The 13,118-nt window shown below is 62.1% G+C and carries 14 protein-coding genes and 1 tRNA gene; 5 read left to right on the forward strand and 10 right to left on the reverse strand.

The window, feature by feature from the left end:
* The first annotated feature begins 121 nt into the window (after positions 1 to 121).
* Both ACV1FX_RS30005 and ACV1FX_RS30010 read left to right on the forward strand, forming a co-directional pair.
* Entirely contained in the window at positions 122 to 319 is a 198-nt protein-coding gene (locus ACV1FX_RS30005) for a hypothetical protein (protein WP_007603456.1), read from the forward strand.
* Positions 320 to 389: 70 nt separating this feature from the next.
* On the forward strand, positions 390 to 875 hold the full coding sequence (locus tag ACV1FX_RS30010) for a GcrA family cell cycle regulator (protein ID WP_473121166.1): 486 nt from the start codon (positions 390 to 392) through the stop codon (positions 873 to 875).
* Positions 876 to 1,208: 333 nt separating this feature from the next.
* Here the strand turns inward: ACV1FX_RS30010 and ACV1FX_RS30015 are convergent, their stop codons facing one another.
* Positions 1,209 to 2,690, reverse strand: coding sequence for a porin (locus tag ACV1FX_RS30015; protein WP_473121167.1), 1,482 nt, complete (start codon positions 2,688 to 2,690; stop codon positions 1,209 to 1,211).
* A 408-nt stretch (positions 2,691 to 3,098) separates the two neighbouring features.
* Between ACV1FX_RS30015 and ACV1FX_RS30020 the strand changes: the two genes are divergently transcribed.
* On the forward strand, positions 3,099 to 3,605 hold the full coding sequence (locus ACV1FX_RS30020; protein ID WP_473121168.1) for a MarR family winged helix-turn-helix transcriptional regulator: 507 nt from the start codon (positions 3,099 to 3,101) through the stop codon (positions 3,603 to 3,605).
* Between the two features lie 109 nt (positions 3,606 to 3,714).
* Here the strand turns inward: ACV1FX_RS30020 and ACV1FX_RS30025 are convergent, their stop codons facing one another.
* Positions 3,715 to 4,824 (reverse strand): alpha/beta hydrolase family protein, encoded by a 1,110-nt coding sequence (locus ACV1FX_RS30025; RefSeq protein WP_473121169.1) that lies wholly within the window; start codon positions 4,822 to 4,824, stop codon positions 3,715 to 3,717.
* 410 nt (positions 4,825 to 5,234) lie between these two features.
* On the reverse strand, positions 5,235 to 6,206 hold the full coding sequence (locus ACV1FX_RS30030) for an SDR family oxidoreductase (RefSeq protein WP_473121170.1): 972 nt from the start codon (positions 6,204 to 6,206) through the stop codon (positions 5,235 to 5,237).
* Positions 6,207 to 6,500: 294 nt separating this feature from the next.
* Here ACV1FX_RS30030 and ACV1FX_RS30035 point away from each other — a divergent pair, with 294 nt between their 5' ends.
* Together ACV1FX_RS30035 and ACV1FX_RS30040 are read left to right on the forward strand one after the other, a co-directional pair.
* Positions 6,501 to 6,740: a hypothetical protein gene (locus ACV1FX_RS30035; protein WP_473121171.1), complete on the forward strand. Its 240-nt coding sequence runs from the start codon at positions 6,501 to 6,503 to the stop codon at positions 6,738 to 6,740.
* 722 nt (positions 6,741 to 7,462) lie between these two features.
* Positions 7,463 to 7,939: a DUF3833 family protein gene (locus ACV1FX_RS30040; protein ID WP_473121172.1), complete on the forward strand. Its 477-nt coding sequence runs from the start codon at positions 7,463 to 7,465 to the stop codon at positions 7,937 to 7,939.
* 42 nt (positions 7,940 to 7,981) lie between these two features.
* Here ACV1FX_RS30040 and ACV1FX_RS30045 read toward each other — a convergent pair whose 3' ends face one another.
* From ACV1FX_RS30045 to plsX, 7 genes are all read right to left on the reverse strand, one after another.
* Positions 7,982 to 8,140, reverse strand: a complete 159-nt coding sequence (locus tag ACV1FX_RS30045; RefSeq protein WP_473121173.1) for a hypothetical protein — start codon at positions 8,138 to 8,140, stop codon at positions 7,982 to 7,984.
* Positions 8,141 to 8,947: 807 nt separating this feature from the next.
* On the reverse strand, positions 8,948 to 9,415 hold the full coding sequence (locus ACV1FX_RS30050; protein ID WP_473121174.1) for a pyridoxamine 5'-phosphate oxidase family protein: 468 nt from the start codon (positions 9,413 to 9,415) through the stop codon (positions 8,948 to 8,950).
* Positions 9,416 to 9,671: 256 nt separating this feature from the next.
* Positions 9,672 to 9,749, reverse strand: a tRNA-Pro gene (locus ACV1FX_RS30055).
* A gap of 110 nt (positions 9,750 to 9,859) precedes the next feature.
* On the reverse strand, positions 9,860 to 10,438 hold the full coding sequence (locus ACV1FX_RS30060) for a MerR family transcriptional regulator (protein WP_473121175.1): 579 nt from the start codon (positions 10,436 to 10,438) through the stop codon (positions 9,860 to 9,862).
* Between the two features lie 25 nt (positions 10,439 to 10,463).
* Positions 10,464 to 10,805: an integration host factor subunit alpha gene (locus ACV1FX_RS30065; RefSeq protein WP_254095658.1), complete on the reverse strand. Its 342-nt coding sequence runs from the start codon at positions 10,803 to 10,805 to the stop codon at positions 10,464 to 10,466.
* A 135-nt stretch (positions 10,806 to 10,940) separates the two neighbouring features.
* Positions 10,941 to 11,918, reverse strand: a complete 978-nt coding sequence (locus ACV1FX_RS30070; RefSeq protein ID WP_473121176.1) for a beta-ketoacyl-ACP synthase III — start codon at positions 11,916 to 11,918, stop codon at positions 10,941 to 10,943.
* Complete coding sequence (plsX, locus tag ACV1FX_RS30075) at positions 11,915 to 12,976, reverse strand: phosphate acyltransferase PlsX (protein WP_473121177.1); 1,062 nt, start codon at positions 12,974 to 12,976, stop codon at positions 11,915 to 11,917. The genes ACV1FX_RS30070 and plsX overlap by 4 nt, the downstream gene beginning before the upstream one ends.
* Between the last annotated feature and the right edge of the window lie 142 nt (positions 12,977 to 13,118).

Consider the following 13,118-nt stretch of genomic DNA (forward strand, 5'->3'; position numbering starts at 1 on the left):
TTCCTCAGCGATTCCAATGGCCTCAGGCACCGGTTCGATCCGGATTTGACTCCTCCCCGTTTCTAAATAGAGTCTTAAACGTTACTTTTCTGTACCCGCGTAAGAGGCTAGCGTTTGTGTCATGGCCACCGAAAAAGCCGAGACTGACCGCATTCCCGTAACCTTGGCGCTCTCGACCATCACGTATCTCGAAAAACTGGTGAGACAGGGCACCCATGGCACCAGCGTTCCCGGCGTCGCACGGACCTTGATCGAAGAAGGCATCCGTCTCGCCATCAAGGACGGCCTCTTGTCGATTCGCGACAATGGCAGGACATGAGGCTCAAGGAGCGCGCAAAGCGGACGGTTTCGGATGGCGTGGTCGATTTGCAACCTGGGACCGTTACAACATGCCTGCCGCTTCAACGACTTCGCCAGCGTCCGCCGCCACCTGGACCAGTGAGCGCATCGAACTTCTGAAAAGTCATTTTCATGCCGGCCTGTCCTGCCGCGAGATCGCCGCCGATATCGGCGTCAGCCGCAATGCCGTCATCGGCAAGCTCAGCCGCCTCAATCTCACGCGCGGTCCGAAGCGCGAGGAGCGGAACGCGGACAAGAGCACCGCGCGGGCCCTGCGGACCCTCCGCAGGCTGCAATATGAAATGCTCGCCGCGATCGAGGACGAGACGCCGCTCGCGCATGCACCGATCGACGAGGCCAACCGCTGCTCGCTACTCGAATTGTCGGAGAACCGCTGCCGCTGGCCGATCTCGACACCCGGCGCGGATGATTTCTGTTTCTGCGGCAACGCCTCGCCCGACGGCCAGTCTTATTGCGCGGGCCACGCGCGGCTTGCCTATCGGCCGAACTCACGCGCGCGCCTCATGCGCAGCTGACTGCTGCTCGCAGCCACCACAAAGTAAAAACCTCCGGCAGGGCACTGCCGGAGGTTTTGGAGGCCTAGCATGAAGCCAGGAGCCGTCAGTTCAACTTATCGGCTGGAGGAATATAGCTGAGTAAATCAACTAAGTAAATAAATTTGAGAGCGAACGAATTGCATGGCACTCCTTCGTTTCGCGTAAGGCCTGCTCCGCCAGAGCCGGCCGGCGATAAAGCAGCCAACAAAATCTGCAAAGAAAAACGGCCAAGAAAAACGGCCAAGAAAACCGCTCAAGAAAAAACCCCGGCGGTTGCCCGTCGGGGTTCTCTGATCGGTCGAGAGAGCGATCTTAGAAGTTGCGCTGGGCGCGCAGGAGCATGCTGACCGAGTTCTGGTCCTTCAGCTCATACACGGCTGCCGGCTTGGCAGCAGCGGCAATGCCCGGGCTCACGATGGCGCCGGAATACTTCTGGTCCAGATGCGTCCAGTTCACGTCAGCCGTGAACGCCAGGTTCTTGACCGGGGTCCACACGGTGTTGACACCGATGACCGCAAAGTTGAAGTCCGGGTTACAGGTCGAACCGGCCACGGCGATCGCCGCGAAGTTCGTGCAGATCAGGGCCTTGCCCGTGTCGCCGTACTTCAGCTGAGCATAGCCACCGTAGATGGCGCTCGCCCAGTTCGGGTTCCAGTTGTGGGTGTAGCCACCGCGGAAGCCCCAGGTCTTGACGGTATCGATGCCGGTGCCAGTGCCGAAAACGCCGTCAGCAATGCCAGCGAAAGCGGTGCTCTGATACGCGCCGGTGCCGCTGCCGCTGAACATGAAGAAGCTCTGCGGGAACAGGCTCTGGAAGTTGTAGCGGCTCGCACCATCCGTGTAGACAGCCTGCAGGTTGATGTTGTCGCCAGGTCCCGTCGGGATGTTCTTGATCGACAACGAACCCTGCACCGCCCAGCCCCACTTGTCACCGGGGTGACCTGTAACTTCCGTGGCGCCGTAGTAAGCGGAATGGATGTCATGCGCGGCAACCGAGATCTGGGCCAGACCCCAGGCCTGGTCGACGCGAACAGCACCGACGATGTCAGGAGAACGCGTGCCACCCCAATCGTTGGCACCGTAGACGCCCGTCACGAACTGAGCGGCCGTACCCGAGGAGACGTTCCAGAGGTTCGACTGGCCGTTTGTCGCCGTGGTCATATCCTGCAAGGCCACTGAACCGGTGATGCCCTGGCCGAAGTCAGCCGTATAGGCAACCTGGTTGATGCCGTTGACGTTGTTCGAACCGCCCGGAATGGTGTCGGGACCGCCAGCCGGATAGCTCTGCCACGGAGCGTCGAAGATCGAGACCGTGCGGCCGAAGGTGAAGCCGGCGAACTGGATGAACGCATGGTAGAGGCCAAGCTGGGCGCTACCGTCCGAGGCCCCTTGCGCCGACGGGTTGCTGCCGGTCACAGCGTTGCTCGTCCAGGTGAACACCATGTCCGCGTAGGTGCGCACCACGCCGTACTCGGTCGCCGTGCGGGTGTCGACGGTGAAGTCCATACGAGCGCGGCTGAACCAGTAGTTGGTCAGACGGTTGTTCGAACCCTGGTTCGCGCCCTGCTGGAAGTTATAGTCGCCCGCGCCAACCGTCGCGTCGGCACGCAGGTAGCCGCCGAACTTGATGCAGGTATCAGTGCCCGGCATGTAGTAGAATCCGGCTCCGTACAGAGAGCAGATCTTCACGTATTCGACCGCCTTGGCCTTCACGGGGAGATCGGCTGCCTGTGCTCCGCTCACGGCGATCAGACCCGCCGCTGAGCCGAGCAAAAGGCTCTTCACCAATTTCATATTCAACCTCCAAGTTGCTCATTCATGGCGAGGCGGGCCATCAGCCTCCAGACCCCCGCCTTTTGAAAACCGCTCGGCCGCTTTTCGCCTTCGGAGGCGCGCGCCTTCGCGCGGGCAACCTGTGCGAACCACCTGCAACGGGACGGCCGAAGAATCCCCTTGAACCGTCGGACGCGAATATGCATGCGTCACTTTGCTAATCAAAATAGTTTATTAGCTAAGCTATATGATTACGGCCGCGCTGTGACCCGGGCGCAACACCGACCGGCCGCGGCCAAGGCTGATCAGCTCATCTGTGTAATATGCGTGACATAATTACCTTGCTCTGGCACTTTGCCACAGAGCAGACTTGCATCGACAATGGGTGCCGATAGCGTCGGTGACAAGGATCAAATGAGGAGGGAAGCCGTGTCCGCGACGAGGAAGGACGGAGCGCGTCATCGCTCCGTCGGACATCTGGACATCATCAAGTGCTTCACCTGGGAGATCTCCTCGATCAACAACTATCTCGAGGAGCTTCGACAGTTCTGGGCCCGCACGCTCGGCATCTCCGGGCCACAATGGATGATCCTGATGGCGATCTCCGACCTCGACAAGGACGACGGCGTTCCCGTCAACGTCGTGTCAAAGCTACTCCACGTCGACCCGTCCTTCATAACCACCCAGTCGAAGCTTTTGGAGAAGAAGGGCCTGCTGCGCCGCAAGCCCTCGCCGACGGACGCGCGGGTGGTCCGGCTGTCGCTTACCGACAAGACGCAGAAGCATCTCGCAAGCCTCACCGAGCAGTACAAGGCGATTCGGGAATATGTGTTCGAGGAGTTCGACCAGGACGAGTTGACCGCGTTCACCGAGAAGCTCGCCACCGTCAAGAACCGCCTTGAGAAGGCTTGCGTAAGGGTCGCGCTGGATTTTTAGTTCTCGGAAGTGCGCTAAAGTGAAGTGCGGTCGGTTGCTTTACCTCTCCCCAGCGAGGAGAGGTAAATCGAGGTGGTAGGCCCGCAGCAATTCGGAAACTCGTCGTCCATTAAGCCGGCAACTGACCAAGCCGCGACGCCAGCCAGTCGAAGATGTACTCGTTGGCAAGGGTCGGGTTGTCGGCATGCGACTGCGCCGCGGCGGTCTCCTCGGCGGTGAACACCCGAAGCGTCACATCCGACCGCGTGGAGCGCACCTGCTTCACCATCTGCCGCGCGCGGTCCGGCTTCAGCCAGCCGTCGTCGCCGAGCGTGATCAACACCGGACAATCGATGTCGCGGGCGATCAGGGTGGCCTCGGGTCCGGAGACGAGGCTGGCATCACGCAGCATGATGCGGTTGGCGAGAAAGGCGCGCTCGTGCAGATCCCACAGGCCGCCGTCACACACCGCCGCCGCGAGCCGCGGCTCGTGCACGATCGCGCGGGCCACGAATGAGGAGCCCCAGCCGTCCGCGAGGATGGCGACGCGGCCGAAGTCGACGTCGGCACGCGACGACAGATAGTCCATGATCGCGGTGATCGAGGTCTCGAGATCGCGGCGGCGCAGGATCCTGTCGAGGTCATCGTCGCTGCGCTCGCCCAGAAGATCGATCGCCAGCATCGACAGGCCGCGCTCGCGCGCGAACGGCGCGAGCTTGATCAAGAACTCCTCCTTGCGATGCCCAGGCTCGCCAATGCAGACCACCGTCGCCCGCGGCCGGCCCGTCGGCTGCGCCGGCAGAAAGTAGCCCTGCAGCGAATGACCGTTCAGCCACGGCATAGTGACGACCTCGCCTGCGGGGCTGCTCACCTTGAGGAAGCTGCGCGCGCAACCCTGCATCGCCAAAACCGCCTCAGTGCGCCGCGGGTCCGCAGGCTCGAGCGGAAGCGCAGCGGCATTGTAGTAGCTGATGGCGCGAAGCCAGTTGCGCTGGGCGGTGGCGATATGGCCGCCAGCGAACGCTGCGTCACCGCGCTCTCGATTGGTCTGCGCAAGCGCCAGCCATTCGCGATGCCAGGAGAGCTCGTCGCCGCGCCTGATCCGTCGCGCGATCAGGAGGCACTCGGCGATCGTCGCCCCGCCCTCTTGGGCGGCCGCGAGCAATCGCATGAATTCGGCGGAGAGGTCTTCCCCCTCCGGCCAGAAAGCCCAATCGTCGGGAAGGCAGGCGGGGATCATGCGAAACGAAGCTTCATTTGCTATCTTCAACAATTGACTGAATAACTTATTTTAGTCCAGCTACCAAGGTACCGGCGGCCGAAACGAGCCCGCAACGGCCCGCTTGGCAATCAAGATTGCTTGAGTGACTTCGTGATATCGCGTGGGCGACATCCCGTTGCTTCGCGATCACGACCGCCACAGCAAAATTTCTGCGTCGGAACACGCTCAACTCTCTCACCGTCACCCTGAGGTGCGGGCGCAGCGAGCCTCGAAGGGCGACGGCCCGGCTGCATCCCGGCCGTTCATCCTTGAGGCTCCCCACACGACGCGTCGCGCCGCGTGGCTCGCGCCTCAGGATGACGGCACTCACGCCAACACTATAGCGAACACGGCGACGGTCGTGATCGACCGCGATGCCCACCCTCACCTCACCCCAGCCGCCAGCCGGCCTCCTGGGCAAAGCTCTCGTAGAAGGCGCGCTCATAGGCCTGCTCCGGCGTGGCGCGCACGCGCTGATCGAGGCGCACGGCGTCCTCGCCGACCAGGATGCGCCACCTCTCGGCCTTGACGCCGTCGAGGATGATCTTCGCCGCCTGCGCGGCCGTGGTCGGCGCATCCTCGCGAAAGCTGCGGGCGCGCTCGGCGAAGACCGCCTGGATGTCCTCGTCCGACATCTTGTCGGCATCGGGCACCCCGGCCGCGACCATGCGCATGCGGGTCAGCGCGACCTCGTCGGCATCCAGACGCTCGGAACCGTCGCCGCTCAGCACCTTCCGCGAGTTGGAGATAATCGAGGTGCCGATGTGACCCGGCATCACCACCGAGCATTTGACGTGCGGCGCGTGCAAGCGGAGATCATTGATCAGCGCCTCGGTAAACCCTTTGACCGCGAACTTGGCCGAGCTGTAGGCCGTGTGCGCATGGAGCATGCCGATCGAGGCCCAGAAGCCGTTGACGCTCGCGGTGTTGACGATGTGCGCCTCGTCGGCCGCGACCAGCATCGGCAGGAAGGTGCGGACGCCGAGATAGACCCCGCCCCAGCAGATGTTGAAAGTACGCTCCCACTGCTCGCGCGTGTTGGTGAACAGGCTGCCGCCGCCGCCGACACCGGCATTGTTGAACAGAAGATGGATCCTGTCGGTCTTCTGCTGCTCGGCGAGCTCGTCGCGAAAGCGCTTGAGATGATCCTCGATGGCGACGTCGGCGACATGGGTGGTGACGCGCAAGCCCTGCGGCAGCCTCTCGACCTCGCACAGCCGCCTGGTTTCGGCCATCGCGGCCTCCGAGACGTCGCACATCGCGACGTTGCAGCCCTCGGCCACGAGCTGGCGCGCGAGCTCGCGCCCCATCCCCGTACCGCCGCCGGTGATGACGGCAATCTTTCCGGAAAAGTCCTTCATGGGTTCGGCCCCCTCGCGATTGGTCTGGTTGTTGGTTTTGTTGGCCGTCGCGGGCAGTGCACGGGGCCGCTGCAAAGTGTAGCAGCGCAGTGCCTGCGGTAAAGCAGGCCGGCGCCGCGTCCGGTTCCCCGTATTTGTCCGGCTTCGGATTGGGGGGATTTTTTCTACAATCCGAATCGTCAATGGGGCGAAAGCTGGGGGTGATTCCTCAAGCCATCGTGTCGTGATCGACACACGGCGTGGCATTCCACTTGCATCTCCTCCTGGCGATCAACAACCAAAGAGGTGAAATGCATGTTTATTACCGTCGTGGCCGTGCTCTGCCGGCTTGGCGCAACAGCCTCGGGCGGCTGCGTCGAGGAAATCGTTACCGACAGCAACATGACGCCCGAAATCTCGCTCATGCAGTGCGCGGTCGGCGCGCAGGCCGAACTCGCAAAATGGATGGGCGAGCACCCGATCTACCACGTCAACTGGCGCATCGAACGCTACAAGTGTGTGCCAGGTCACTACGAAATCAAGGGCCACGCCTAAGGCCCAACCCCGCAAGGGGAGGAAACGCCCGGAGGACCGGCCTCTGCCGCCCCCGCGCCAAAACGTCTGAAGATGGTCGGAGCGAGAGGATTTGAACCTCTGCCCCTTGCCTCCCAAGAGGCAAGCATTCGATTGTTGAAGTTTCTTTTGAAAATTAGATTGTTGTTCGGCGACTGAAGCCACACGCGCCCTGCAGAAGACCGATCGAAGCCGACTTGCTCCAATGATGTGGCAGGCAAATGCCAACGAGCGTTTGTTGGCAACCGACCGCCCGGAGACGACGTTGATGCGGTCAGGGTGTGACTGAGATGCAACTCGCACCGTGTTCCGACGGGGAATGTCGGATACCGAACCGTTTGCAGGCTCGCGTCGCGTTTACAGTGCTTCCACCGGGACTGAGATCAGCCGCTTGATATTGGACCTGGTGGCCGCCCGATATATTTCCGGGCGGCCCTTTCCTTTCCTGACTCTCCGATTTGGGTTCTGCAATGAACCGCAATCGATACTTCGAAGGGCCACGTTGCACCGCGTGCGACCAGCCGCGGATATTGGTCCGAAGCGAACCGGCCGCCGGGCGGTACGAGATACGATCGTATGAATGCCCGGCCTGCAAGAGCGTGCTGCGGATCGTCGAGCGCACCGAACCGAGCATGTTTCCGCGCTGATCAGGAACCTCGTCGGCGACAGCGACTTAGTTAAACGCTTTCCGAATGGGCTTACCGATGGCGATCGAGTCTTTCAGATCCACAACGCCGCTGTTTCTTCCCGAACGGTTTTTCGTCGGGCGGCTCGAAGGCTGGGCAGTGCTGGAAAATCTGGTCGGCGGATTGCTGAAGCGCGCAACGATAGCAGCCCACGGCGAACTGGATGCGGACGCTGATACGGTGGTGTTCATCGAGACCTATACGTTCGATGATGGACACACGGACACGTTGCACTGGACCATCCGAAAAGGCGACGAAGGCAAGTACACCGGATTGGAGAACCGACTTGAAGGCGAGGCGATCGGCGAGCAAGCCGGCTGCGCATTCCATTGGAAGTACACCCGCGACACGCCGCAAGCGGGCGGCAAATCCTTCAAGCTGAATTTCGACGATTGGTTCTACGCGATCGACGAGCGAACCTGCATCGTGCGCGGCAGCGCCGGCCGGGCCGGCATCCCGTTTGCGACGGGGCATGTGACTTATCGCAGGGTCTGACGGCTCTCAATCATTTACCCGCCGGCAAAGACGACACTTCGTTCAGCGGAGGCGAGCAATTTGAAGTTGGCTTCGTCGCTCCATCGCCTCCACGCCCACGCGCGCAATGCCAGCAACGACAAGCGCGAGCAAGGTGAACCAGAGGCAGGCGCTGAAAACGGCCGACAGCAGTTTGCGCATACGATAGCCCGCGTCGATCAAACGAAGCCGCCGCGCCGAGTATATTGGCGCGACGACTTCGCCTCGGGGTGGACCGGACAAGGGCAATGTCCGGTGGGTGCAGCCTAGCGCCCCGGCAGGTGGCAGCAATCAAGTTCTCGGATTAAGCTTGATACCCCGACCGCGGGTTAATTCGGGAACTGCCTTGAGAGCCTAAGCTTCGATCTGCCGAGGAGCTTTAATCCGATGGACCGGCGGCCGATGCCGCTGTTCAACACCGCTCCAGCTCAGCCTACCTCGTGGTTGGTTGAGCATTTGCACCACTGAAAGCAGGAGGAGACAAAAATGCGCGCCTTATCCGTCTCGTTCTTTGCACTGGCTTCGTTAGTTCAGGTTCAGGCTCATGCCCAAGGCACAGCCGAGCCTCCGAAAAGGTCAGATCCGGGCCTCAATACTGCATGCATGTATACGATACGAGGGTATTCGCGAGAGGTTCCGGCGGGCGTGAACGTCTGTTGGCGCGTAGCATATCCGTATTGGTCTGAGTACGCGCTATTGCACTGTGACCCGAAGAACAACTTCCAGGAGATCACTACGGTGAGGCGTGGTGACGCCCGATGCGAGCGATACGAGGATCGGCAATAGTCCAGGCTGCTTTCGCGTCGACGAAGAGTGTCATCGAACGACACTGTACGCCTTGGCCTTCTCACGCCACGTGCCGGTCAGTGCCGGGCTGGAAGCCGGTGAATTTGGTACGCCCAAGTTACGGTGACAGTGCTGGACTGCACCCCTAACTCGTATCTGACCCTTATGCTGCCGGCAAAAAGTACAATTGACTGCACCGTCATTCTACCCGGGACCCTGCACCCCATAGGTCTCGAACGCGCGTCGCCGTTGCTCATCCTCGGTCCTTTCGGGAAACACCGCGTAGCTTGGCGCCAGGATTGGCGCGACCCTGTTTACCGTCACACGAATGACCGCGCGTATCTTGAAGTCCGGTCCGGCCTTGCGGGTAAGGGGCGCAGCAATTGCCACGAAGTCAGGATCGGCGGGAGTTATCAGCGTGGCGATTCCGTAGGCCTTAATTCCCTTCTGCGCAAAAATATCGATTGCGCTGAGACAGACTTTTGGACTTTCGGAAATATTCCTCCTGGTGACGGGTGAGGCAATCTCGGCGACCAGCACCTCGTTCGCCCCCTCGCCCATACAAAAGATTTCCTTCGGGCTGACGTTCGGCTGACCCTCGGCATCCACCGTGCCGAGCCAGCAGAGCACCGATGTGTCGATGGCGGTACGGAGCCGTTCCGGGATACCCATGCTGTTCTACTTTCGCGACTGGAGAGGATACAACCTCTCCGGGTCTCATCGGCCTCATCCGATTTGCTGGGATGATGACATAGCAAAATCCGCAATGCATCACGTGGCCGTGATCGGCTACTTTGCGTGGGGTTGTTTTCGAGATCTTGTTTGGCTGACGCGGCAGCCGCCGCCACCCCATCGGCACGCAAGCATCAGGGGCGGCGACGCCCGTGCCACGCCCCCGATCAGTCCGCCCGATGGATGAGTTGAAAAATGGTCGGAGCGAGAGGATTTGAACCTCCGACCCCTAGTCTCCCAGACTAGTGCGCTAACCGGGCTGCGCCACGCTCCGAATGTCGTTCCATTAGCTAGGATCGCTGCTTTGCGCAAGGCGAAGCCCAGCATTTTGGTGTGCGCGCCTCGAGGTCCCGGAACACCCGGCAAAGCCGGCCGAATGCGGCCCTACCCGTCCTTCAGCGCCTGATCCAGCATTTCCCGGCAGGCGACGAGGTCGGCGAGCACCCGTCCCAGCCGCTCCCGGTCGAGCGCGCTTGGGCCGGCGGGTGCCGCGGGGGCACCGCCCTTGCGGAAGGTGGTGAGGATTTCCTCGTCGTCGATCTCGGCGAAGCGGAAATCGATGCCTTCCTCCTCCTCGCCCTGGTAGTCGTCATCGTCGGTATCGGCGACCCCGCGGATCTCGGGTTCCTCGTCGGTCTCCATCAGGCTCTGCCCGATCGCATCCTCGATCGCGCCGAACGAGACCGCGGCCGACGAATCGGCGAGCCCCTGGACCGACTTGATGCCGTGCTCCTTGAGGATCCGCTGCACGCCGCGGATGGTATAGCCCTCCCCGTAGAGCAGCCGACGGATGCCCTTGAGCAGGTCGACGTCGTCGGGGCGGTAGTAGCGGCGACCGCCGCTGCGCTTCATCGGCTTGATCTGGGAGAAGCGGGTCTCCCAGAACCGCAGCACGTGCTGCGGGATGTCGAGGTCCTGCGCTACTTCGCTGATGGTGCGGAACGCATCCGGCGCCTTGTCCAAATGCGGCTCTCCTTATGGGAGGCGACTACGCCTCGGCCTGAGTCTTGCTGCCGTCGCCATTGGCCTTGTGTTGCGAATTGATCCGCTGCTTCAGGATGGCGGACGGCTTGAACACCATCACCCGGCGCGGCGAAATCGGCACTTCGGTACCGGTCTTCGGATTGCGGCCGATACGCTGACCCTTCTTACGCACCATGAAGGAGCCGAACGAGGACAGTTTCACCGTCTCGCCCCGCTCGAGGCAATCGGTGATCTCCTTCAACACGAGTTCCACGAAGGCAGACGATTCCGTCCGCGACAGGCCGACCTTTTGGTAGACGGCCTCGCAGAGATCAACACGCGTTACGGTTTTACTAGTCTCGGTCATCGCCCTGCCCCACATCACGGCGAACAATTGTCGTCTAAAATTATGAGGTTACGAGACGACGGTCAACCCGCTCATCTCTGCTTGAGTCGGCAAAATGGCCGGTAAACCCGGCAAAATTTTATCGATCGCGCTCTGCTACCAGCGCACGAGTGCGGAGCCCCAGGTGAAGCCGCCGCCCATCGCTTCGAACAGCAGCAGATCGCCCTTCTTCACCCGGCCGTCCTTCACCGCGACCGACAGCGCCAGCGGGATCGAGGCCGCCGAGGTGTTGCCGTGCTTGTCGACGGTCAGCACCACCTTCTGCGGCGCAATATGCAGCTTGTGGGCGGACGCATCGATGATTCGCTTGTTGGCCTGGTGCGGGATGAACCAGTTGATGTCCTCGGCCGTGATGCCGGTGGCATTGAAGGCGTCGACGATCACGTCGGTGATCATGCCGACCGCGTGCTTGAACACTTCCTTGCCTTCCATGCGCAGGTGGCCGACGGTCCTGGTCGAGCCGGGCCCGCCATCGACGAACAGCTTGGCCTTGTGGCGCCCGTCCGAACGCAGATGCGTGGTCAGCACGCCGCTGTCAGAGGTCTTGCCGGGCTGCGTCTGCGCCTCCAGCACGATGGCGCCGGCACCGTCGCCGAACAGCACGCAGGTGCCGCGGTCGTTCCAGTCGAGAATACGCGAGAAAGTCTCCGCGCCGATCACCAGCGCGCGCTTATAGGCGCCCGTGCGCAGGAAGTTGTCGGCCGTGGCGAGCGCGAACACGAAGCCGGAGCAGACCGCCTGCAGGTCGAACGCCACGCCATGGCTGATGCCGAGCCCGTGCTGGACGGCGACTGCGGTCGCCGGAAACGTGTTGTCGGGCGTCGAGGTCGCGAGCACGATCAGATCGATCGCCTGCGGATCGAGCCGGGCATGCGCGAGCGCCGCGCGCGCCGCCTTGATCGCAAGATGCGAGGTGAACTCATCGTCGGCCGCGATGTGACGCTCGCGAATGCCCGTGCGCTGCACGATCCACTCGTCCGACGTGTCGATGCGGGCCGCCAACTCGGCATTGGTCACGACACGCTCCGGCAAATAGCTGCCGCAGCCGAGCACGACCGATCGAATTTGAGTCACGAAACAGCCTCCTGCGCGGTCGGCACTGAAGTCAGCGCGCCACCGTCGCGGTTGAGCATCTGATTGATCTTGGTCAGGAGATCGTAATGCACCATCTCATAGCCAACATCGATCGCATAGGCAAAGCCTTCGGCGCTGATTCCGCCATGGCTCTTGACCACGAGTCCCCTCAATCCGAGGAACACACCGCCGTTGGACTTGTTCGGGTCCATCTTGTCGCGCAGGGCCTGGAAAGCACCGCGCGCGAAGAGGTAGCCGAGCTTGGACATCCAGCTCCGCTGCATCTCGTTGCGGAGCAGTTCAGCCATCTGCCGCGCGGTTCCCTCGGCCGCCTTGAGTGCGATATTGCCGCTGAAACCTTCGGTGACGATGACGTCGGCCAGTCCCTTGCCGATGCCGTCGCCCTCGATGAAGCCGAGATAATCGAGCTCCGGCAGGTTCATCGCACGCAGCTTTTCGCCGGCCTCGCGGATTTCCTCGTGTCCCTTGATCTCTTCGGTTCCGATATTGAGCAGGCCGACCGAAGGGCGCCGCTTGTTGAACAACACGCTCGCCATCGCTGCGCCCATGACGGCCAGCGACACCAGGTGGTGCGTGTCGCCCCCGATGGTGGCCCCGAGGTCGAGCACGACGGACTCGCCGCGCTTGGTCGGCCACATCCCGGCAATGGCCGGGCGATCGATGCCCGGCAGCGTGCGCAGGTGGAAGCGCGACATCGCCATCAACGCGCCGGTGTTGCCGGCGGAGACCGCAACATCCGCCTCGCCTTTCTTCACCGCGTCGATGGCGAGCCACATCGATGAGGTCTTGCGGCCGCGCCGCAGCGCCTGGCTCGGCTTGTCCTCCATGCTGACGGCGACATCGGTGTGGATCACCTTCGAGGCGGCCTTCAGCGAGGGATGCTTCTGCAGCTCCGGCTCGATCCTGGCGCGGTCGCCGACCAGCAGGAATTCGATATCGGGATGCCGGGCAAGCGAGATGGCGGCGCCGGGAATGACGACGGGGGCGCCGACGTCGCCTCCCATGGCGTCAAGCGCGATTCGAACCTTGCTTGGCATAATGTCCCGGAAACCTGATCTCTTGCGGTCTAAGAACTAGCGGGGCCGCGAAATGGGTTCGCCGTCATCGACGGCGATCGGCCAGACGCCACACCGCACCCGGACCGGGCCGCGACAATAGCGTTTCCCCGCGTCGAAACAA

This window comes from Bradyrhizobium ingae (genome assembly GCF_055791185.1).

Coding starts and splice junctions, on each gene's coding strand:
- ACV1FX_RS30025 (WP_473121169.1), bottom strand. CDS start 4,824: ATGATCCCCGCCTGCCTTCCCGACGATTGGGCTTTCTGGCCGGAGGGG.
- ACV1FX_RS30040 (WP_473121172.1), top strand. CDS start 7,463: ATGGCGATCGAGTCTTTCAGATCCACAACGCCGCTGTTTCTTCCCGAA.
- ACV1FX_RS30065 (WP_254095658.1), bottom strand. CDS start 10,805: ATGACCGAGACTAGTAAAACCGTAACGCGTGTTGATCTCTGCGAGGCC.
- ACV1FX_RS30035 (WP_473121171.1), top strand. CDS start 6,501: ATGTTTATTACCGTCGTGGCCGTGCTCTGCCGGCTTGGCGCAACAGCC.
- ACV1FX_RS30010 (WP_473121166.1), top strand. CDS start 390: ATGCCTGCCGCTTCAACGACTTCGCCAGCGTCCGCCGCCACCTGGACC.
- ACV1FX_RS30050 (WP_473121174.1), bottom strand. CDS start 9,415: ATGGGTATCCCGGAACGGCTCCGTACCGCCATCGACACATCGGTGCTC.
- ACV1FX_RS30030 (WP_473121170.1), bottom strand. CDS start 6,206: ATGAAGGACTTTTCCGGAAAGATTGCCGTCATCACCGGCGGCGGTACG.
- ACV1FX_RS30005 (WP_007603456.1), top strand. CDS start 122: ATGGCCACCGAAAAAGCCGAGACTGACCGCATTCCCGTAACCTTGGCG.
- plsX (WP_473121177.1), bottom strand. CDS start 12,976: ATGCCAAGCAAGGTTCGAATCGCGCTTGACGCCATGGGAGGCGACGTC.
- ACV1FX_RS30015 (WP_473121167.1), bottom strand. CDS start 2,690: ATGAAATTGGTGAAGAGCCTTTTGCTCGGCTCAGCGGCGGGTCTGATC.